Below are 20,082 nucleotides of genomic sequence, written 5' to 3'. Positions count from 1 at the left end.
TACTGCGGCACACAGCACCGGAAAATCTCCTCACAATGCTCATGCAAGTCAGATGAATCCGGTGTTGTCCGGTACTGAACCTGGATGACGCGATCGTCTTGTAGTGTCAGGGTCGCCGTACACCCGTGCCTGGCTCCCTCGGGACGGCTGCCTTTGATTCCTGGGAATGAACCTTCCAATGGTCCTGAACTTTTCTGGTACGTTAGGACCTTTACTCTGTCTTGTGACGAGGCTGTCCGCGGTGCCCCGGCACAGGCCACGACCTCCGACTCCGATTTGCCGAGCAGCGTGTCCTTAGCAGTGACGAGGCGAGAGGAAGGTGTCTCGATGCAGCTACTGATCGCGGCAGGAGTGAGAGCCAGCAGCAACGTGAGTAAGACCAACGCAGGAGCGTCACGACAATTGCGCCTCATGTTGCCACCTCTCTGTCAGAAGCCATTTTGAGTACGGCTGCCTCCGAGGCGCGCCGTGGCGCGATTCGTTGCTCGACCCACCGATAGAGCACGGGAAGCACGACCAACGTCAGGGCCGTGGATGAGAACAACCCACCGACCACAACCGTCGCGAGGGGCCGCTGGATCTCGGAGCCCGGGCCGGTCGCCAGCAGCAGCGGAATGAGCGCCATCATCGCCACGACCGCAGTCATCAGAACAGGCCGCAAACGGAGGACCATGCCGGTCAGCACCGCCTCGTCCAATGCCATGCCCTGTTCCCGCAGCTGGTTGATGTAGGCGATCTTCACCACCCCGTTAAGCACCGCCACACCGAACAAGGCAATAAAGCCGACGGAGGCCGGAACCGAGAGATACAGCCCGCCGAACCACAGCGCCAGCAGGCCGCCGACCATCGCAAACGGAATCGCGAGGAGAATGAGCGCGGCTTGTCTCAGGTTTCCGAACGTGAAAAAGAGCAGCAGAAAGATTAGTCCAATGACCAGAGGAACGACCACGGCCAGTCGTGCCATCGCCTGTCGTTGGTTTTCGAATTGGCCGCCCCAGGTCAGGTAATAGCCTGGCGGGAGCTGCACCAGACGACCCACTGCTGCTTGAGCCTCTTCCACCGCGCCGACCAGATCGCGTCCGACCACATTGGCTTCGATCACAATCCGGCGGCTCGCGTGCTCACGGCTGACCTGTGCCGGCCCTTCCACAATTCGAATCTCGGCCAGATCCCGGAGCGGAATACGGGAGCCATCCGGTGCCATCACCCAGAGTGCCGCAATCGTCTCCACATCGGCACGCCGATCATCCGGAAATCGCACCATGATCGGAAAACGCCATTGCCCTTCAAAGACTTCCCCGGCGGCAATCCCGCCACCGACGGCTTCAATGACCTCCGTGATCTCGGCCACGTTGATCCCATGACGCGCGATCTTAGTACGATCAATGTCGATCTTCAGATAGTAGAGGCCCCATACCTGCTCGACCCGAAGATCTGACATGCCTCGCACCTGGCGCATCACTCGGGCAATCTCGTCTGCCTTTGACCGCAACGTCTCAAGCTCATCGCCGAATAGTTTGACCGCGACCTGGGACCGGACCCCCGACACCAGTTCATCGACGCGCATGGCGATCGGCTGGGACAAGCCGAAGGCGATGCCAGGCACTTGCGCCAGCCGCCGACGGATCTGCTCTTCGATTTCGGTTTTGGACCCGGCTTGCCATCCGGATTCGGGCTTGAGCAAGACATACATGTCGCTGAGTTCCATCCCCATCGGATCGGTACCCAGCTCGTTGGCGCCCGTACGGGAGACCACAGAACGCACGTCCGGTATCTCCAGCAAGAGTCGTTCGACTTCCCCCGAAATTTTCAGCGATTCGCTCAGGCTGATGCTCGGGAGCCGCATCACATTCACCACAATCGTTCCTTCGTCCATGATCGGGACGAATTCCCGTCCAATGAACGGGACCAGGGCCGCCCCGCCGACGAGCACACCAGCCGCCACAAGGGTGACCAGGCGAGTTCTGCGAATGGCCCCCTCCAATAACTTGCGATACAGCCACCGACCTCGCTCCAACAGGCACCCACCCTCGGGTGTGACACGAGGCTTCATGAGCATCGCCGCCAGCACCGGAACCACCGTCATCGAGAGCACTAAGGAACTCAGGAGGGCGATCACCACCGTCAGGGCCAGCGGGATGAACATCTTACCTTCCATGCCTTGTAGAGTCAGGAGCGGGACGAAGGTCAACGCGATGATCAGCTCTCCGAAGAGGCTCGGCCGCCGCACTTCCAGAACGGCGCGTAAGACGACCGGCACACGGTCGGTAACCGAGAGGGTCCGGCCCTTTGTCTGCTCGCCCAGATGGCGCTCGACATTCTCCACCTGCACGATGGCCGCATCGACGATCATCCCCAGCGAGATGGCCAAGCCGCCCAGTGACATCAGATTCGCCGACAGGCCGACCTGTTGCATGATCAGGAACGTGGCCAACGTGGCCAGCGGCAACGTCATGGCTACGACAAGGGCACCGCGAAGATTCCGGAGAAAGAGATACAGTACAAGGATGACGACCGCGGCACCCTCCAGCAGGGCACGCTCGACGGTATCAAGTGCCCGCGCCACCAGTTCGATGCGGTCATGGAAGGGGACCATCTTCACGCCGGCCGGTAACACCCGGTTGATCAGCTCGACCTTGTCTTTCACCCCTGAGACAATCTCCCGGCTATTGCCGCCGCGCAGCATGACGGCAATCCCTTCGAGCACCTCGCCCTTCCCGTCACGCGTAACCCCTCCCAACCGGATCGCGGTCCCTTGGCGAACCTGAGCGACGTCCCGGAGATAAATCGGTGTGCCCTTGTGGGCCGCCACCACGATCTGTTCCAAATCCGCCGCAGAGCGGGCCAGTCCCACGCCGTAGACGACCAACTTATCTCCGCCCTGCTCGATGTAGCTGCCCCCGGCATTCTGGTTGTTCCCTGCTACAGCCGCGTGTACTTGGCGCAACGTGAGACCAAAGCTCGTCAATCGATTGGGATCGACGAGCACTTCATACTGCTTCGCCAGGCCACCCAACGTATCGACATCCGCGAGGCCTGGGACCGCTCGCAGCATCGGGCGGATGACCCAATCTTGGAGGGTCCGCAAGTCCATGAGGGTCTGCGTCGAGCCCTCGACGAGATACATGAAGACTTCGCTCAGTCCCGTACTTACCGGTCCGAGTACCGGCTCGGCGCTTTGTGGAAGCCGGGATCGCGCCTGAAGCACCCGTTCCAAGACGAGTTGTCTGGCGAAATAGATATCCATCCTGTCCTCAAAAACCACCGTGATCACCGAGAGCCCGAACCGTGACACCGACCGCAGTTCCGTTTTGCCCGGCAGGTTCGTCAACTCGATCTCCAAGGGAAAGGTCACGAGGCGTTCGATTTCTGAAGGAGCCAGAGACGGCGCCCGGGTGATCACTTGGACCTGGACCGGAGTCACGTCGGGAAAGGCATCAATCGGCAGATGGCGGAATGCCACCACGCCGCTCACGATGAGCCCAAAAACGACGAGCAGCACGATGAGTCGTTGTTCGAGCGCGGTGCGGATCAGCCGTTCGATCATGGCGCGCCCTCCGACGGCATCTGCTCGCGGAGCAACTCGGACTTCAGGGCGTAACTGCCCTGCGTCACCACTTCATCTCCCGAAGTTAGCCCAGCGACAACCTGGATGTAGTCGCCCGAGGCCTGGGCGATCGTCACCTCGCGGGATTCGAACCGACGCAGTCCCCGCACAACGAACACGACCGTCCGGCTGCCGACCTGCTGCACCGCCCCGCGCGGCACGCTCAAGACGGATTGCTCGTCCGTCATCAACGTGACCTCGGCGAACATCTCGGGCCGCAATCGGCCATCAGGATTGGACACATCCGCACGCGCCGTGACCGTCCGCGTGGCCGGATCGATCACCGCGCCAACATAGGTAATAGCGCCTCGAAACATCGTGTCCGGATAGGCTGACACCCGCAGCTCGATCATGAGGCCGGTCTTCAGCCGACCGGCCTGTTGCTCTGGGAAATCGGCACGCACCCAGACGGTCGAGAGATCTGCCACCGTGAAGAGCGTTTTATTGGGATCGATGACTTCGCCCATGGTCGCGTTCCGTTCGATCACATCACCGGTAAAGGGGGCGCGCAGGGAGACTTGCGCGACCTCCGCATGGGGCAAGGTCTTGGCAGCCAGCCGCTGGATCTCCCGTTCCGTCATGCCGAGTAAATGCAGCTTTTCCTCTGCCACGTGAAGATCGGCTCGAGCGTTCTCATAGTCGGCATCGCGCCGTTGCTGTTCGCCCGCGCCGATTGCGCCGCGATCCAGCAGCGCTTGGGCCCGTTCGAGCGCCTGTTCCGTCACGTGCAACGTGATCCTCGCTTTGCGATATTCCAACTGGGCTGCTCCAAAGGCGGGGCTATCGAGCAGGAGAAGCCGGTCACCTTCCTTGACTCGGTCGCCAAGGTTGGCGTACACAGCCACGATACTGCCCGGGACTCGCGCGCTGAGGTGCGCTAATCGATTCTCGTTGGCCAAAATCTTCCCCGCTTGGGCCTTGAGGGCCGTCCGGATCGGACGGAGAGCGATTCGATCCGTCTGAAGCTGGGCAAGGGTCGGACTGCCCTCGGGGAGTTCTATGACACCGGATTCATGGGACGCTTTAGTTGCCGGAGGGAACGTCTTCGGCGCGTCTTCTTGCTTGGCCTGACACGCCGTCTGTGCAATGGCGACCAACAGAACGATGGCGATTCGGGGTGCTACTGGTGAGGAACGCCGCATCATGCCACCGTTCATGGCAACCCTCCCACCGCCCGCTCCAACCGGGCCAGCGCGATGGAATGATCGGCGCGTGCCTGGGCATATTCGAGGAGTGTCTGGCGGTAGACGCGCTGCGCATCGATGACTTCGAGCAAACTCGCCACTCCATGGCGAAAACTGAACTGAGCGATGTCGAACGCTTCTTTGGCTTGATAGAGAAGTCCTTGCTCGAAGACCTGCATCTGTTCTTGAGCGGTCCGCACCTCCTGAAAATGCTGCGTGATGGTCTGCTCCAGGTCCTGTTGCACCCGAGCCCGTTCGGCTTGCGCTTTGCGATGCGCGCCCATCGCCGCGCCGATTTCTCCCTGTCGGCGATACCAAATGGGCAGCGGCACGCTCAGCCCCGCCGTGATGGATTCATCCCCGGCTTCCCGATGATACTGGCCGATCACCGCCACGTTCGGCATGCGCGATGCGCGCTCCTGTTCGATCGTGAATTCGGCCTGCTCGACCGCTTTCTGTTGTCGGCGGAGTGCGGGATGTCGGTCGAGGGCCTGATCCATCAGGACACGTAGTTCCAGTCCCGACCTCACCGTTTCAAATTCTCCTTGGATGGCAAATGATTCTCCGAGGGCCTTGCCTGTGACCGTATTGAGTTTGGCACGGGCCACGAGCAGCGCATTGTCCGCCCTCGCCAGATCCTTCCGTGATTTTTGGAGTTCGACGGTCGCCTTGACCAACTCGAATTTCGGCGCTTCCCGCGTGCTGACACGCGCACCCACCAATTTCACAAGGTCTTCGACCGTCTTCAGGTTCTCCCTCGCGAGCTGTGCATCTTGTTGCGCCAAGAGCAATTGGAAAAACGCCCCTTTCACCTCGGCCATGACGATCACTTTTATTTCGTCCATGCCGGCGAGGGCGCCGGCCAATCCCGCGTCAGCGGCGCGTTGTCGGGCTGCGCGTTTGCCCAGCCACTCCAGCGGTTGCTCCACGGTGATGGTCCGTTCGGTGACGGAGACACCGGTGCTGGGATCGCGAAGCGACCCGCGGCCGGCTGATCCGGTAATGGATGGGTTGAGATACGCACCAGCGGTCGCCTGTTGCCCGCGACTCTGCTCAATCGACGCTTCCGCACCGGTAATGGTCGGGTTGCGCTCAAGCGCCAACTCGATAATGGTATTCAGACTATAGGGTGTTGGACTCGGTTCCGCGGCCTGACTCACGGGAAGGCTCGCGCCAAGGATGTGCAAGAAAATCGCAGTGGAAATGAAATGGATTGCTCCTGTACGCATTGATGTCCTCCCAAGAAGAATCGACATTCCTGGGCCAACCAGGAATGATTCCCGACTGAAATGGATAACGAGGCACGAGTTGGGAGTTAGTTGCCCAGAGGCGGACGGAGCAGATTGAAGGGGAACAAGGGCGCATAGGAAAGAGGTGTGATTGCTGGAGCGAGATTCACCCGGTACATCGCTTCGTGATACACAGGTTCCACCGCACTAAATTGCAAGTGACAGGGACAGCCGTCTTGGTCGGCATCAACTGCGCGATCTACAGAACTTCTCGTGTGATCCTCTGAGTAAACGGACGCTTGGGCAGAGCCAGCCACTTCCTCACCCAGGCATGTAAGCCCCGTGAGTTGAAGAAAGAGAAGACCCATCAGTATGAACGTCGCCATTTGATGGAGCTTGCGCGTAGTCATCCGCTGCGTCCCTGTTGATGAAAACTAATTAAAGATAGCACACTTCCTTCGATCAAGGCGAATGGGACAAGGACCAAGACAATCCTAGCCCATTCCTGACCGCTGGGAGCCACTCGCCCATGATGGCAGTTCCGGTCATCATCTTGGGCCGCATCCGCTGGACTGCTCCTTCCTTGGTGACCTCACGCAGGTCGTGAACGGTCGCCGTTCGGCCTGCACGCACTCTCCGCTCATCCCCCTCGTCAAGATAGACGAGTATCACGACCCCCGTCTCCGCCGCCACGCCGGCCAGCGCGCTCATCCCAACCCAGGCTTATCTACACCTATAACAGCTGGGCTCCACACGAGACATTCGATATCTCCTTGTGCGATCGACCGAAAGCCTGAACGCAGGTCTGATCGAGGGTCATCCATTCAGCCTCTGCCCGACAAGGCGTTTTCCCTGTCGGGCACAGACGACCTGCCAATTGTGTGCTGCTCTCGTGAATCCTGTTCTACGAATGGCCCTCAGTCTCGATGCGCGCGGGCGATAACCTCTGCCTCATCAGCCGCCTTGGCGTAGATGGCCGCGAGGCTTTGGCAGTGCTGGACCATATCGATCTTGGAGGACAGCACCCCGCGCGAACCCGCTTCAGGATTTTTCTTATACTCCTCCGCCATGACCAGCATGTCCTTCGCACGTTGTCGGAGATGGGCGGCCTCCTTCACATACCAGGTTTCCAACCCCGCGTGGTCGTTCTTGGCAACCAGGTCTTGAGGCGGACTGGCAATCACCGCGCAAGCCACGACGCTCACCATCATCAGAGCCGCGACGACACCTCTCAATAGGTTCCCATTCTTTGTCATGATTTCTCCCCTCCTTTGTTATGGCGCATCCTGTTCGAGCGCCAGCTGATGGTTATGGATCTGATCAGGTTTCTACCCCACGCACCTAGAAGGTGGGCTGCTTCCTCCGCTCAGTTCCCACCGGTTTCGCCGCGGTCTATCATCACCTCCTTCCTCTGCATAATTGGTGGAATGGGCACGAATGTCCTTATCCCCGACTCCTGTTTCAACCCGTCTGCGGTCCAGCTCCCCGCACGTCAAGTGTGTCGCCGGTCCGAAACGCTGTATCCTCCTGCTCTTGCGGAAAACGGTCGGTACCGGTGAGTCGGGGCGAAGCCCCGATGGACACAGACCACCCACGCCACAAGGCATAGAGGACGGGGATTACCAGCAGGGTGAGGATCGTGGAACTCACCATGCCACCGATCATCGGCGCGGCAATTCGTTTCATGACGTCGACGCCCGTGCCGGTGGACCACATAATGGGAAGCAACCCGCCCATAATCGCGGCGACCGTCATCATCTTGGGTCGTACCCGCTGGACTGCGCCTTCCATAATGGCCTCACGCAGATCGTGAGCCGTCGTCATGCGGCCTTCATGCACTCGTCGTTCATATGCTTCGTCGAGATAGACGAGCATCACCACCCCCGTCTCTGCCGCCACACCGGCCAGGGCGATGATGCCCACCCACACCGCCACACTCAAGTTGTAGCCCAGATAGTCGAGATACCAGATCGCCCCGATCGCGGCGAAGGGAACGGACAGGAGCACGATGAGTGATTTCGCCAACGAACCGAAGTTGAGGTAGAGCAGCAAGAGAATGATGCCAATGGTGACAGGAACGACCAGCTTTAACCGCTCTTCTGCCCGCACCAGATGTTCGTACTGACCGGTCCAGATCAGCCGGTAGCCGGAGGGTACTGTCACTCGGTCTCGCACCGCGTGTTGGGCGTCTTCGACATAGCCGCGCAGGTCGCGCCCACTGACCGAGACCGACACCAGCCCGGCCAGCGCCCCGGCCTCATCTGCGATCGACGTCGGCCCCTGCGTGATCACCATCTCCGCGATCTGTCCGAGGGGAATCTGCGCGCCGCTCGGCGTGGGAATCAGCACCCGCTTGAGCCGGTCCGGGTCATCGCGCAGTTCGCGCGAGTAGCGAACATTGACAGGATACCGCTCACGCCCCTCGACCGTGGTCGTCACGGTCTCGCCGCCGATGGCTGTGGTGATAACTGCTTGCACATCTCCCACCGTCAAGCCATAGCGGGCCGCCTCGCGTCGATTCACAGTCAAATCCAGGTAATAACCTTCATTCAACCGTTCGGCAAACGCGCTTTTCGTGCCAGGCACATTGGCCAGGGCTTGTTCGATCTCCAAGCCGATTTTTTCAATGGTCTTCAGATCCGGCCCCAGGACTTTTATGCCGACCGGGCTTCGCACTCCGGTCGTGATCATCTCGGTGCGAGTCTGAATCGGCATCCACCAGATGTTCGGAAATCCAGGAATGCGCAGCGTGGCATCCATTTCATCCAATAGTCGGTCCCAGGTCATACCAGGCCGCCATTGCGCTTCCGGTTTGAGGGTGACCGTGATCTCGGCCATCCCGACAAAGGCCGGATCGGTGGCCGTCGGGGCCTTCCCCATTTTGCCGAACACTCGTTCCACTTCCGGGAAGGTCGTGAGCAACTGATCCTGGACCTGCAACACTTTGGCCGATTCAGGAATCGAGAGGCCGGGGACGGTGGTCGGCATGTAGAGGATGGTCCCCTCATTCAGCGGGGGCATGAATTCCGCGCCGAGGCGGGAAAAGATCGGCACCGTGAATCCCACTACCACCACCGCCAATCCAAGCGTCAGCCACCGGGCACGCAACGCGCCGGAGATGATGGGTCGATACAGCGCGATCAGCAGCCAGTTCAACGGATTCTTGGTTTCCGCCCGGATGCGTCCCCGTATAAGCAGAACCATCAGTACAGGAGCCAAGGTCACCGAGAGCGCTGTGGCGAACAGCATCGCGAAGGTCTTGGTGTAGGCCAACGGCGTAAACAATCTCCCCTCCTGGGCTTCCAGCGCGAAGATCGGCAGAAACGACACGGCGATCACCAGCAGCGAGAAGAACAAGGGACGTCCGACTTCTTTGGCCGCCGCGATGATGGTCTCGATCCTGTCTGAATGAGGATTTTGTTCCAACCGCTTGTGCGCGTTCTCCACCATCACAATGGCGGCATCGACCATCGCACCGATGGCAATGGCAATCCCACCGAGCGACATGATGTTGGACGTAATCTTCAAATAGGCCATCGGAATGAAGGCAAGGAGCACGGCCACTGGCAGAATGAGGATGGCCACGAATGCGCTGCGTACGTGAAACAGGAAAACCAGCGCGACCAGGCTGACGATGACACTCTCCTCCACGAGCTTCTCGCGGAGCACGGCGATGGCCCGATGAATAAGGTCAGACCGATCATACGTGGGAATCATGCGCACACCGTTGGGCAGGGCTGGTGTGATTTCTGCCAGTCGTGCTTTAATTCGTTCGATCACCGCCAACGCATTCTCGCCGGCCCGCATGATGACGATGCCGCCCACCGTCTGGCCCTTGCCGTCCAACTCAGCAATCCCTCGCCGCTGATCCGGCCCGATGTGGACATGGGCGATATCTCGAATCAAGATAGGCGTGCCGCGGCCATCTGTCCCGACAGGGATTAATTCAATATCCTCAATCGAACGCAGATAGCCGCGCCCTCGGATCACGTATTCCGTGCCGGCCATCTCCAGGACACGGCCGCTCACCTCTGCATTGCTGTTGCGAACCGCCTCGATGATCGTCTTGATCGGCAACCGATAGGCGGCCAACGTGTTCGGGTCCACCTCGATTTGATATTGTTTGACGAACCCGCCGATCGCTGACACTTCTGCCACCCCGGGCACACTTTCCAGTTGATAGCGCAGGTGCCAATCTTGGAGACTACGGAGCTGAGCCAGATCATGTGTCCCGGACTCGTCCACCAATGCATACTGATAGACCCACCCAACTCCCGTAGCATCAGGTCCCAACGTCGGCGTGACGCCGGACGGCAGCTTCCCGGCGAGCTTCTGAAGATATTCCAGCACGCGACTCCTCGCCCAATACAAGTCCGTCCGATCTTCGAAGATCACGTACACGTAAGAGACCCCGTATTCCGACACCCCCCGCACCCGTTTGACTTTCGGCCCAGCGAGCAGGGACGTAACGATGGGATAGGTGATCTGGTCTTCAATCAACGTAGGACTGCGCCCCGACCATTCGGTATAGATGATCACCTGAACATCCGATAGATCCGGTATCGCATCCAGCGGAACCTGCAAGACCGCCCAGGCCCCCCAGGCGGTCAACAGCACCACACAGAGGATGACCAGGACAGGATTGCGGGCGCTTCCTTCAATGAGTCGCGCAATCATGATGGATTACATACCCCCGCCGGCGACCGAGAACTGAAACTTTTCTACGATCGATGGTCGTCCCGGAATCGTCACGTTGACCGTCACCACCCAGGTGCCGCCCATGCCGAACAGCACCGTCCCTTCGTAGAGCCCCTCTTTGGTGTGGCGAGCCGTCGCCTTGGAATCGGTCATCCCCGGCATCGGCATGGTATAGACAAAGAATACTTGCGCATTGGTCACCGGCTTGCCGGCCTGATCTATCACATTGAGCCGGAGCAGCACGTCACCGGCCTTGGGCGTTTCGGGAATGGTCGTGAAGGTCAGCACGTATCCCGCTACCTTGCGAGTTTCAGTGATGGCTTTGGCTGAGCCCGAAGCCATGCCCGGCATTCCGCTCATACCCTCCATTCCTTTCATGCTGCCCATGTCCATCCCTTCCATCTTGCCCTCATATGCGCCGCGCATTTGCCAATCGGCCATGCCGATCCGACCCATCATGGCCTGCATGCTCGAGGCCGAGGCCAGCTTGCTCTCTGCGTCCAACAAAAAATTGGCCGAGGTCACAATCTGATCTCCTTCTTTCAGTCCCTCCAATACTTCCACGTCATCCTGACTTCGACGCCCCAGCTTGACTGACGCCGGCTCATAGCGACCTTGCCCCCTGTCCATAAACACGAGTTGACGAAGCCCCGTCTCCAACACCGCTTCCTTGGGCACGACGAGGGTCTTGACCACCTCGGTTTGCAACCTGACGTTGCCAAACATGCCCGGCTTCAGCTTCAGCCCGGGATTCGGCAATTCCAGCCGCACTCGTACCGTGCGCGCCTCGGCATTCAGTGTCGGATAGATATACGCCACCGTGCCCGGAAAGGTTTCTCCCGGGTAAGCCGCGAGCGTCACGGAGGCTTGTTGATTGAGTGTCACGGCCTTCACCTCGGACTCATAGATATCAGCAGAGATCCACACCCTGGACAGATCGGCCACCTCATACAATGCCGTTCCCGGCTCTACATATTTCCCCGGCACAGCTTCTCGTTTGAGAACGATGCCGGAGGCCGGCGCATAGACGGTGAGGCTCGGCTCAGCTTTGCCGCGACGCTCCAGGGCTATAATCTGCTCTTCGGTCAAATCCCAGAGCCGGAGACGCTCCCGCGCGCTGGCCACGAGGGCGCCCGCGTTGGCCTTGGCCTCGGCGAGCGGACTGGCTGTCAGTTGGGCCTGCGTTTTCAAGGCTAAGAGATACTCATCCTGCGTGATCAGGAGATCCGGCGAATAGAGGGTAAAGAGTGGTTCGCCTTTGCGTACTGGTCGACCGATCGAATTGACGAAGACCTCTCGCACCCACCCGGAAATTTTCAGCGTGACCTGCGTGAACCCGCGTTCGTCATAGCCGACCGTGCCGACGGTACGAATTTCCTGCTCCAACGTCGCGCGGGCAGCCTGGGCGCTCCGCACTCCGATCAACTGTCTCATCACAGCCGGAACCACCACAGCCCCGGACGGCGCTGCGGGCATGCCTTCCATTCCTTCCATAGATTTCGCGCCCGCCGGAGCCATCGCCTTCATATCCATCTGCTCCATGTCTCTCATCTCACCCGCCCGCTCTAAGGATCCCGAGATGCCCCCTTTCCCCGTAGTCATCCCGAACATGTCGCCCATCATCCGATGCGCGGCGAAGAATCCGGCGATGATTCCGACCAACAGGCTGACGGCTGCAACACTCGCAACCAGACCCTTTCTGTGCATGTCGTGATTCATGACACATTCCTCCCTTCTTAGCTGTTTCCATTCAGATCAGCGCCAATCACCTGTTCGAGTTCAGCCAAGCGATGCTCCCGCTCGACGAGTGCTCGGTAGTATTCAAGCTGAAATCCTCGCCAGGCCCGATCGGCCTCGATTAGATCCAAAAAGCCGGTTCTCCCTGTCCGATAGCCTGCCCGTGCGGCCTCCACGCCTTGTTCAGCTTGCGGCAACACGGTGGTTCGGTACAGCACGGCCACCTCCCAACTGGCTCGGACTTTGGCCAGCAGATCCCGGATCTGGAAGCGGGTGAGGTTTTCCAGGGTGCGATGCTCTGCGCGCGCGGCCGCGACCGCCGCCGCCGCCTCCTGCACCCCCGCGTCATACTTCGGCTTGGTCCAGAACGCGAAGGGGAGGTTGATCGACACCACCGCGCCGAACCCGTTGGGAGCCTGAAAGTTTTGAAAGCGCTGAACACCCACGTTGATATCCGGGTAGTACTCGCGGAGTGCCAGCGCACGCGACTGCTCATTCCGTTGGATAGCCAAATCCGCAGCTTTGAGCTCGGGTCTAGCGGTCGTCGCCGCGTGATAGAGATCTTCAAGGTCCTGGTCAAACCGCCCTTCACGCGGCTCCTGTGGAGGCGCCAGCGGAAACCGTGGATCCCGATCCAGCAGCATGTTCAGCTTGCCCTGGGCGGTGTCACGGCGTTGTTCCAGGACAGGGAGTTGTTGGTGCAGGGTGGACAGCTCGACCTGGGCCTTGAGCACATCGACCTGGCTGCCTTTCCCTGCCCGAAACTTCGCGTTGGTGATCTCGAAAAACTGTTTGAGCAAGTCAATCTGCTCATGGTGAATCTGGATCGCCTTATGGGCAAGGAACAGATCGTAGTAGGTCTGCTTGAGGCGGGCGATGAGGTCCCGCTCCTTGGCGCGCACAGCCTGCTCCGTCATGTCGGCCGACCGACTGGCCACTTGTTCCTTCAGAGCGAGTTTTCCGGGAAAAGGGAATTTTTGGGACAGCCCGATGAGGGTGTTCTCTGCGCGGCCCAGGTTGAAGGATTCCGGGGCATTCCACCATTGGACTGACAGGGTCGGATCATCCATTGACCGCGCCTGCGTAATTCGATTCGTGGCGGCGTCCCATTGCTTGCGCGCAGCGACAATCTCAGGATTCCGAGCCAGTGCTTCTTGAACTAATTCCGGCAGCACCAACGTATTGCGCAGCACAGAGTCGGGATCCTGTGCCCTCGACAGTGCGCTGGTGAAACACAGCACCAGCACTGACGCGACTGTCACACCCTGACGTCGTGTATTCCATTTCATGGTAATGACCTCCCAGAAGTTCCCAGTCGTTCGAAGCCCGGTCGGCGCTCTGGCTGTTCGTGGCCAGGAGCACGAGACGGCAGGCCGGACGCTGAAACCGAGCGTCGAACGGCACACGTGATGACACAGAAGCGATTACGAGGTGCGGGCTGGGAAGATCAGATGCGAAGCACGGAAATCTTGAGCAGGAGATCCTGGGGCGGACCGACTATGGGATGATCATACAAGCGGCTGCTGTCTGAGGTGAGCAGGACAAGCAGCGCTAACGAGGCGGTGTCTTCAGAACAGATCGTCTGACAGTCACTGGTGAGGTGGAGCTTATCGGCAGACTGCACGCCGAGCGTCTTAAACGTATCGCAGAACTGATAGACTGGTTGTTCATCTGGTGTCGAACAGCCATTGCCCATGGCAGCGTCCGGGACGCCACTTACAGGCAGGAGGCAGGCATAGGCATTGAAGCTCAACCCGAGCAAGAGCACGACGAGCGTGCAGGCTAGAACAGAATAGGAGTGCTGAACACGTACATGCATAGCGCCAGTCTAATCCCCTGCATCTTAGGCGTCAACAAGGGCCCTCCTACTAGGGGCCAACACGGATGACCCCAAAGAACATCCCCGCACGAGGCACGAGAACCCCACGTACCGGAGTCTGGAGAGAGCACCAGGATACAACGTGAAGCGAGGAATAAGAGGACTCTAGTATGCGATTGTTTCAAGTGTCACGGCAGGCATGGAAGCGAAGGCTGGCATCTATGCCAATTGATACTCACCCTATTCCTAACCATCAATCACCGGCCAAAGTATTTCCAGATACACAATAGTTGGGAGAGTCTCCGAATGTGCAACCCGCTGATTGTAATTCAAACAATTTGTCTATATCCAGATACCACCACCCCTGGATGTGCCAACATACAAGCGAAGAGTAATTGACGCCATCTGAACGACATACATTCCATTTTTCTCCGCAGTTGCTGGGCGGGGTGTATGGATTCACCGCCGCCGCGCTATTTGGCGTAAGTCCCCCGCTTGCCAAGCTGCTGCTTCCTGAAGCCAGTCCCCTACTCATTGCGGGCCTGCTGTATTTCGGAGCTGGCCTCGGACTGCTGGCGTTTGAAGTATTGTTCTACCGGAAAACCGAAGTCTCACGGCGAGAGTCTTCTGTCGGGCCTGCTGATCGATGGTTATTGGGAGGCATGGTATTGACTGGAGGCCTTCTTGGACCAGTCTGCATGCTCTGGGGGCTTCAGCGTCTCTCTGGTGTACTTGGGACATTGCTCTTGAACTTAGAGGCTCCCTTTACCATTGGATTGGCCGTTCTACTATTTCGAGAGCACCTCGGTCGTCGTGGAATGGCAGGAGCCCTGCTCATTGTAAGTGCAGCGGCGATCCTCCGGTACCGGCCTGAAGAGCTGCGCCCTGACGCATGGGGATTCTTTGCGATAGCAAGTGCATGCCTCTGGTGGGCGATCGACAATAACCTGAGCCAACGAGTGTCCCTTCGCGATCCCGTTGTCGTGACACGGATCAAGGCACTAAGTGCGGGGGGGCACGGTTAGCATGGCGCTCCTCACCGGCCAGAGCCTGCCTCGGCCCACGATCCTCATTGCGACCTTGCTGCTCGGGCTAGTGAGCTACGGAGTCAGTCTTGTGCTGGACATGCGAGCCCTTCGCCTATTGGGAGCCGCTCGCGAAGCAGGATTCTTTTCCATCGCGCCGTTTGTGGGCGCCATAGCCGCTGTGCCAATCCTGGGTGAGCAATGGGAAATCAATATGCTGATGCACGAACCCCCGGCGTTACGGCGGGATGCTAAAGCGACTCGTGCAGGACTAGCTAGCTGTACACACCGTGTTCGATCCGACCGAGGATCATCCTGACCCGATCCGCACCAGCCTGGTTAGTCAAGAGACTTAGTGGCGTGTGCCCTCCGAGTGCTCGGTTTGGCCGATTCAACCATGCGTGTGCCTTCTGCGCAGAGCCAAATGTCTTCCTGGCCAGCCGCGTTACTTCATCCGGATCGAACTCCCAAAACGGCCTGCGCAGGCCCAAGCGGCCCTTCAGACGGCCCAGGTTACGGTCAAGCTGCCTATCGGCTTCCTTCAATCGTGCCACCTTGGCCGTACGGTCCTTGGCGGCGGTAGACCGACCCCGGCGGACGTCTTTGGGGAGGAAAAGTTCTTGTCCTCCCGATCCAGACGAGCGCCTCTCAGGATCGGTATTGACGTGAATCTTACCCTTCATCTTTCGAATACCAGCTTGTTTCTTGATCTGAACCAACATACGAGGTGCCTCGTCCATTACAGCACGTTTCGAACGATGTCCAGTGATTTTCATCGCTGTTGATAGAAGATCTTCATCAATCTGCCGATTCAATCCTATTCCACCAGAGTCAGAAAAACTGCCATTATGACGTCCAGACTTCCATCGTTCTAATTGCTCAATTCTTGCGTTGGACTCGTCACAAAAAACGATTGCGGCCTCCAAGCTACGCTTCATTCGTCGCTGTGCAGCTTGTAGCTGCTTCAACAGGTAAGACAGAGCCTCCGCATTCAGCTCGTCAGTAGAGGGAAGCTCGCCGTATTTACGGTGAGTGGAACGAAGTCTTTTAACTTTGCCAGTTGTCTTCTTGGCCACGTCCGACCATACCACGATGAGATATCGCCATTACACAGAAGCTAGACCGTATTAAGAATACGAAACCCCATTTCTGTGTCGTCGTAATCGAGTCCCCCCCATTTACTTGGCAAGATGCCAACTTTGGGGCGGCGAAACACTACGTCAGGTATGGCGTTGCATTAGCGGTCTTCGCCCTCGGTAAAACCAGGCGTTAACAACCACAATGATTTCAGCTATTTGAAGGTTATGGGTTCCGAGTAAGCCAAAGAAGTGGGTACAAGCTCACGAAACGTGCAGTCCTTGACTCCCCGTCATTCATCTCTTCTTGTTCTTCCAGAATGCCATGAACGCTTTAGCGAGACGCTTACTGGGAGCACGCGGATTCACAAGCGCGTCAACAAAGACGGCGCGATCACGCTCGGATAACACGACAACCTCCTGCTGATGTTTTCTAGTGGTATTGCTCTGCTTCTTTCCCATCGGAGGACTATCTCGCCACTGCCTCTTCATGTCAACAGGTCCTGGGCACGACTTTCCTGAGCCACTGATGAAACGGTTTTTATTTGACCTGCCCCCTATGGTTGTACCAACAGCAATGTGAGTCACTCAAGATTTTCATAAGTTTGTCGATACAGAGTCCGAGCATTCTGGATAAGCTTTGTATGGAGGGCCAAGGTATGTCACTTTTCCCTTGCCGAGTATGCGGACGGCCTCTAAGCACAACTGCAGAAAAGTGTCCTGGTTGTGGCGAAAAGTTTCCGAATATCCAAAAGTATCGGCGCCATATGCTTGTTTCTTTTATTATTCCCGGACTTCTTTTGTTAGGTGGTGTGTTGTATGGGTGGATGGTCCTATTGCCTGAGCTGAAAGCTCAGTTTCTGGATCATTGAGGCAAGAGTCTCAAAGTCATGCTGTAATCGCTTTGCCCGCCAGATGTAAAGACTGGATAACTGGGGAGATGACAGTCTGAAACGAATGTCATAATCCTGATCAAAATATGGTTCGAGACACCAATGGTAAAACAGTTGTGATGGTTGAGCACTCGGGTCTTCGCGAAGAAGGCGAGCCAATTCACGACTGATCTGAATCGAGGCTTCAAACACGACATACGGATCGAGGCCACGATACCAATGCCCTTCACATGAAGCGATCGTGCGCATGAGACCGGTGTGGTTCATGGTTGCCACCAAAGGAGCAATGCCTGGTTCAATGGTGGAGTAAGACCGTGGTGGTCGCTCTATTTGGAATAACGAAGTCAGAGGCTGCAACATCTTCACCTCCCAGCTGGTCTTTGAAGAAGAGTAGTGTGGCTGAGACTGGTGAAATGGCAGGTATTCCTGCCAGCTTGGAAATACACCTGACAGGTGATTTCAACGAACGCGAACATCTGCGGATACGCTTAGCAATGCGCTAAACGGGGAAGCTGTAGCGCAGCTTCTTACTCAGGTCAGCAAGCCCGACGAGCCGTGGCTAACCTCCAAGATTGAGTGAAGGATCTTGTAGCCCGTTGGGGAAGAGTTGCTGGAAGATTTGCCAGCATTCCTTTTTCGTTAATGCATTTCGCTCCCACATGGTCAGTTGGAAGGCACCATTTTTGTCCGCCATGAAATGTGCTGGACCAAACACTCTTTAGCATATTGGCACCCAAGTTGTCGCGAGGTAAGTAGCTGAGAAGACAGGAAGAACCTCTGTCAGAAGTCTTGGTTCCGACCGCTCCTCTGTCACAAAGATTAACTTCGCAGCTGTGGAATGCAGAGAATTCTGGCAGAACAGAGTAAGTCTTAATTTTCAACCACTTACAACATCACGATTCGAGAATTATTCCTTCATCGGACATTTCATCGCTTGTCTGTGGAAGCAACTCCCTCGTCTCTCTCGAACTCTTTCCCCCAACAGGCCTCAGTCTCACGACAATCATTTAGTTCCATCTGAGATTGCACGCCCACGATCTTGAGGCAAATACTTCATATCGCAACAGGTCAGGCAAAGCAAATGACCGGATGGTTTGTCGAGCGACCGGTCTGGATGTTTCGGCGCAATCCGCAGCGTTGGATCAGGCTGTGAGCCATCGTGTTCAGATCATTTCGCCGTTGAAATCCCCTCCCTGTTTCGCAACGTCGCTCGATTACCCTGGAATTGCCTACACCGCGATGATCTTTGGCGGAACTTGTTCTTTTTCTTTGCGCAGCCGTTCGAGCGTCAGCCGAGGACAAACATTGTATTCGATGTAGGTGAGCAGGTTTGTGCCGACCCCGCGGATGAGCTGCTCAGCGCCTGGGTCCAGGCAGCGACCCTCGGTGTCGAATACTTCTTGGACATTCGCAACCGAAATTGGCAACGGCAACACAATCCCTTCGACATGCGAGACTACGCTACGCAAATGCTCCAACGACTTCACGGCCCCGATCATGCCGCCAGCGATGCCCAGTAATGCGACCGGTTTTCCGGACAGGGCCGATGGGTATCCGAGACTTTCGATCACGAGTTTCATCACGCTGCTGAAGCTGCCGTAGTACTCGGGTGTGGTCAGGATGACTCCGGTGGCCTGCCCCACCTTCTGCTGGAGGTCTTTGGTTGCTGCGGATTGTGGGTCTGTCCCAGGCGGCGGCAGATTCAACGTGGCCGGGTCGATGACCTCGGTCGTGACCTGCCGGTGTTTCTTCAATTCATCCAGGACCAGTGCGGACGCCATCCTTGTATAGTTACCAGGACGCACACTGCCGTTGATGATGACGATGTGAATAGTATCGGGTTCGTGCGGCATAGGCCCTCCTGAACGTGTAGGAATCATTCCCTTTCTTATTCGGTGATGTCCCAACCCTATCTTGTCCTCTCGCTCTGGGTCAATTCTGTGTGAAGGCTCTTCTCACCGTAGGCTGAGGTCTGTGATGCGGTCTATTTAGTGCTCTGCGCGGATTCGATCATTGGGCTTCAGGATAGAGGACGGTCCCGTCTGGTTGAATCACAGCGCCCGGAGTCAGGCGAGCAGGTTCCAAGCGGTTCTTTCCCATCAGGTGGATCACGATTTCCCCGCGGGCAATAAGATAATCGGCGACGATGCGGCGATGGCAGCGCCACCAGACGGCTTCTGAGCACATGATCGCGCAACGCCGGTGGTGTCCCGCATCGAGCAGATGTTCGAGGCCCGTGTGAAACTGCTCGGAGAGTGCATAGTCGGCGTAGTTATGGAAGCTCGTGTTAGTCCAGAATCCGTTGACGCTCTGAGAGACGGTTCGCGTCTTTCCTCGGAGACCGCCGAGTGCGGCCATGTGTTCATAGGAAATGTGGAAGTCGGCCAATGGGTCGCAAAGCGTATCCGTATTGAACTGCGGATTGGCTCTCGACCGCGGCATTGTTCTGATATCCACGACGAGCGCAATCTCGGCTTCTTTCAACAGCGCGATAAACTCCTCGAGGCTGCGGTTGGAATGGCCGATGGTGAAGAACGGAGGGTTCACGCCGCCTTTACGCAGGTAGGTGGTGAAGGGCGCTGCCCTTATGGGCAGCGATATGATCGGTCTTATCGCTTTGGATTTCGTATTGCGGATCGTCCGGGGAGGCGTGATGTACGTAACCCTTATAGGGAAAATCTTTCGTGTGGATGGCGATAATCGTTCCGGTCACCCACCCCGCCTCGGAGTTCCAGGTTACGCGATCGCCAATGGTAAACGTCTTCGTCATCATAAGCCTCGTTGTCCGGCCGTGACGTCAGCTCACGGCCTCAT

The 20,082-nt window shown here is 57.8% G+C and carries 16 protein-coding genes; 1 reads left to right on the top strand and 15 read right to left on the bottom strand.

What is annotated here, in order from left to right; genetic code table 11:
* Positions 1-409: 409 nt before the first annotated feature.
* The 9 genes from NITLEN_RS15180 to NITLEN_RS15135 all read right to left on the bottom strand — a co-directional run bounded on the left by NITLEN_RS15180 (position 410) and on the right by NITLEN_RS15135 (position 14,274).
* Positions 410-3,547: an efflux RND transporter permease subunit gene (locus NITLEN_RS15180; protein ID WP_121990486.1), complete on the bottom strand. Its 3,138-nt coding sequence runs from the start codon at positions 3,545-3,547 to the stop codon at positions 410-412.
* On the bottom strand, positions 3,544-4,764 hold the full coding sequence (locus NITLEN_RS15175; protein ID WP_121990485.1) for an efflux RND transporter periplasmic adaptor subunit: 1,221 nt from the start codon (positions 4,762-4,764) through the stop codon (positions 3,544-3,546). Before NITLEN_RS15175 ends, NITLEN_RS15180 begins: the two co-directional genes overlap by 4 nt.
* Positions 4,761-6,020, bottom strand: coding sequence for a TolC family protein (locus tag NITLEN_RS15170; protein WP_181416906.1), 1,260 nt, complete (start codon positions 6,018-6,020; stop codon positions 4,761-4,763). Before NITLEN_RS15170 ends, NITLEN_RS15175 begins: the two co-directional genes overlap by 4 nt.
* 462 nt (positions 6,021-6,482) lie before the next feature.
* Positions 6,483-6,731 (bottom strand): hypothetical protein, encoded by a 249-nt coding sequence (locus NITLEN_RS15160; protein WP_121990482.1) that lies wholly within the window; start codon positions 6,729-6,731, stop codon positions 6,483-6,485.
* A gap of 206 nt (positions 6,732-6,937) precedes the next feature.
* The gene (locus tag NITLEN_RS15155) at positions 6,938-7,276 is read right to left on the bottom strand and encodes a hypothetical protein (RefSeq protein WP_121990481.1); all 339 of its coding nucleotides are present in this window, start codon (positions 7,274-7,276) and stop codon (positions 6,938-6,940) included.
* Positions 7,277-7,481: 205 nt separating this feature from the next.
* Positions 7,482-10,697: an efflux RND transporter permease subunit gene (locus tag NITLEN_RS15150; protein WP_121990480.1), complete on the bottom strand. Its 3,216-nt coding sequence runs from the start codon at positions 10,695-10,697 to the stop codon at positions 7,482-7,484.
* 6 nt (positions 10,698-10,703) lie between these two features.
* Entirely contained in the window at positions 10,704-12,437 is a 1,734-nt protein-coding gene (locus NITLEN_RS15145) for an efflux RND transporter periplasmic adaptor subunit (protein WP_121990479.1), read from the bottom strand.
* A gap of 17 nt (positions 12,438-12,454) precedes the next feature.
* Positions 12,455-13,744, bottom strand: a complete 1,290-nt coding sequence (locus tag NITLEN_RS15140; protein WP_121990478.1) for a TolC family protein — start codon at positions 13,742-13,744, stop codon at positions 12,455-12,457.
* A gap of 158 nt (positions 13,745-13,902) precedes the next feature.
* Positions 13,903-14,274: a hypothetical protein gene (locus NITLEN_RS15135; protein ID WP_121990477.1), complete on the bottom strand. Its 372-nt coding sequence runs from the start codon at positions 14,272-14,274 to the stop codon at positions 13,903-13,905.
* A gap of 395 nt (positions 14,275-14,669) precedes the next feature.
* On the opposite strand from NITLEN_RS15135, the gene NITLEN_RS15130 reads away from it, so the two are divergent.
* Entirely contained in the window at positions 14,670-15,299 is a 630-nt protein-coding gene (locus tag NITLEN_RS15130) for a DMT family transporter (RefSeq protein WP_121990476.1), read from the top strand.
* 275 nt (positions 15,300-15,574) lie between these two features.
* Here the strand turns inward: NITLEN_RS15130 and NITLEN_RS15125 are convergent, their stop codons facing one another.
* The 6 genes from NITLEN_RS15125 to NITLEN_RS15100 form a co-directional block, all read right to left on the bottom strand.
* A complete protein-coding gene (locus tag NITLEN_RS15125) occupies positions 15,575-16,375 on the bottom strand; it encodes an antitoxin Xre/MbcA/ParS toxin-binding domain-containing protein (RefSeq protein ID WP_146216216.1) in 801 nt (266 codons plus the stop codon).
* A 297-nt stretch (positions 16,376-16,672) separates the two neighbouring features.
* Entirely contained in the window at positions 16,673-16,837 is a 165-nt protein-coding gene (locus tag NITLEN_RS18930; protein ID WP_425464148.1) for a type II toxin -antitoxin system TacA 1-like antitoxin, read from the bottom strand.
* 371 nt (positions 16,838-17,208) lie between these two features.
* The gene (locus tag NITLEN_RS15115; RefSeq protein WP_146216215.1) at positions 17,209-17,628 is read right to left on the bottom strand and encodes a hypothetical protein; all 420 of its coding nucleotides are present in this window, start codon (positions 17,626-17,628) and stop codon (positions 17,209-17,211) included.
* Positions 17,629-18,497: 869 nt separating this feature from the next.
* Positions 18,498-19,121 (bottom strand): NADPH-dependent FMN reductase, encoded by a 624-nt coding sequence (locus NITLEN_RS15110; RefSeq protein ID WP_121990472.1) that lies wholly within the window; start codon positions 19,119-19,121, stop codon positions 18,498-18,500.
* Between the two features lie 157 nt (positions 19,122-19,278).
* On the bottom strand, positions 19,279-19,815 hold the full coding sequence (locus NITLEN_RS15105) for a DUF488 domain-containing protein (protein WP_121990471.1): 537 nt from the start codon (positions 19,813-19,815) through the stop codon (positions 19,279-19,281).
* A 7-nt stretch (positions 19,816-19,822) separates the two neighbouring features.
* Positions 19,823-20,038 carry an HVA1 family protein gene (locus NITLEN_RS15100; RefSeq protein ID WP_121990574.1) on the bottom strand — a complete coding sequence of 72 codons (216 nt, stop codon included), beginning with the start codon at positions 20,036-20,038 and terminating at the stop codon, positions 19,823-19,825.
* Positions 20,039-20,082: the final 44 nt, after the last annotated feature.

This window comes from Nitrospira lenta (genome assembly GCF_900403705.1).
Taxonomy (GTDB): Bacteria; Nitrospirota; Nitrospiria; order Nitrospirales; family Nitrospiraceae; genus Nitrospira_D; species Nitrospira_D lenta.
The sequence above is the reverse complement of the archived record's forward strand: the minus strand, read 5'-3'. Positions and strand labels throughout refer to the sequence as shown.

Bases quoted from the DNA above. Each gene is read 5' to 3' on its own strand.
- NITLEN_RS15155 (WP_121990481.1), bottom strand. From the start codon at position 7,276: ATGACAAAGAATGGGAACCTATTGAGAGGTGTCGTCGCGGCTCTGATG.
- NITLEN_RS15135 (WP_121990477.1), bottom strand. From the start codon at position 14,274: ATGCATGTACGTGTTCAGCACTCCTATTCTGTTCTAGCCTGCACGCTC.
- NITLEN_RS15100 (WP_121990574.1), bottom strand. From the start codon at position 20,038: ATGACGAAGACGTTTACCATTGGCGATCGCGTAACCTGGAACTCCGAG.
- NITLEN_RS15175 (WP_121990485.1), bottom strand. From the start codon at position 4,764: ATGAACGGTGGCATGATGCGGCGTTCCTCACCAGTAGCACCCCGAATC.
- NITLEN_RS15110 (WP_121990472.1), bottom strand. From the start codon at position 19,121: ATGCCGCACGAACCCGATACTATTCACATCGTCATCATCAACGGCAGT.
- NITLEN_RS15150 (WP_121990480.1), bottom strand. From the start codon at position 10,697: ATGATTGCGCGACTCATTGAAGGAAGCGCCCGCAATCCTGTCCTGGTC.
- NITLEN_RS15160 (WP_121990482.1), bottom strand. From the start codon at position 6,731: ATGAGCGCGCTGGCCGGCGTGGCGGCGGAGACGGGGGTCGTGATACTC.
- NITLEN_RS15145 (WP_121990479.1), bottom strand. From the start codon at position 12,437: ATGAATCACGACATGCACAGAAAGGGTCTGGTTGCGAGTGTTGCAGCC.
- NITLEN_RS15170 (WP_181416906.1), bottom strand. From the start codon at position 6,020: ATGCGTACAGGAGCAATCCATTTCATTTCCACTGCGATTTTCTTGCAC.
- NITLEN_RS15180 (WP_121990486.1), bottom strand. From the start codon at position 3,547: ATGATCGAACGGCTGATCCGCACCGCGCTCGAACAACGACTCATCGTG.
- NITLEN_RS15140 (WP_121990478.1), bottom strand. From the start codon at position 13,744: ATGAAATGGAATACACGACGTCAGGGTGTGACAGTCGCGTCAGTGCTG.
- NITLEN_RS18930 (WP_425464148.1), bottom strand. From the start codon at position 16,837: ATGGGAAAGAAGCAGAGCAATACCACTAGAAAACATCAGCAGGAGGTT.
- NITLEN_RS15115 (WP_146216215.1), bottom strand. From the start codon at position 17,628: ATGTTGCAGCCTCTGACTTCGTTATTCCAAATAGAGCGACCACCACGG.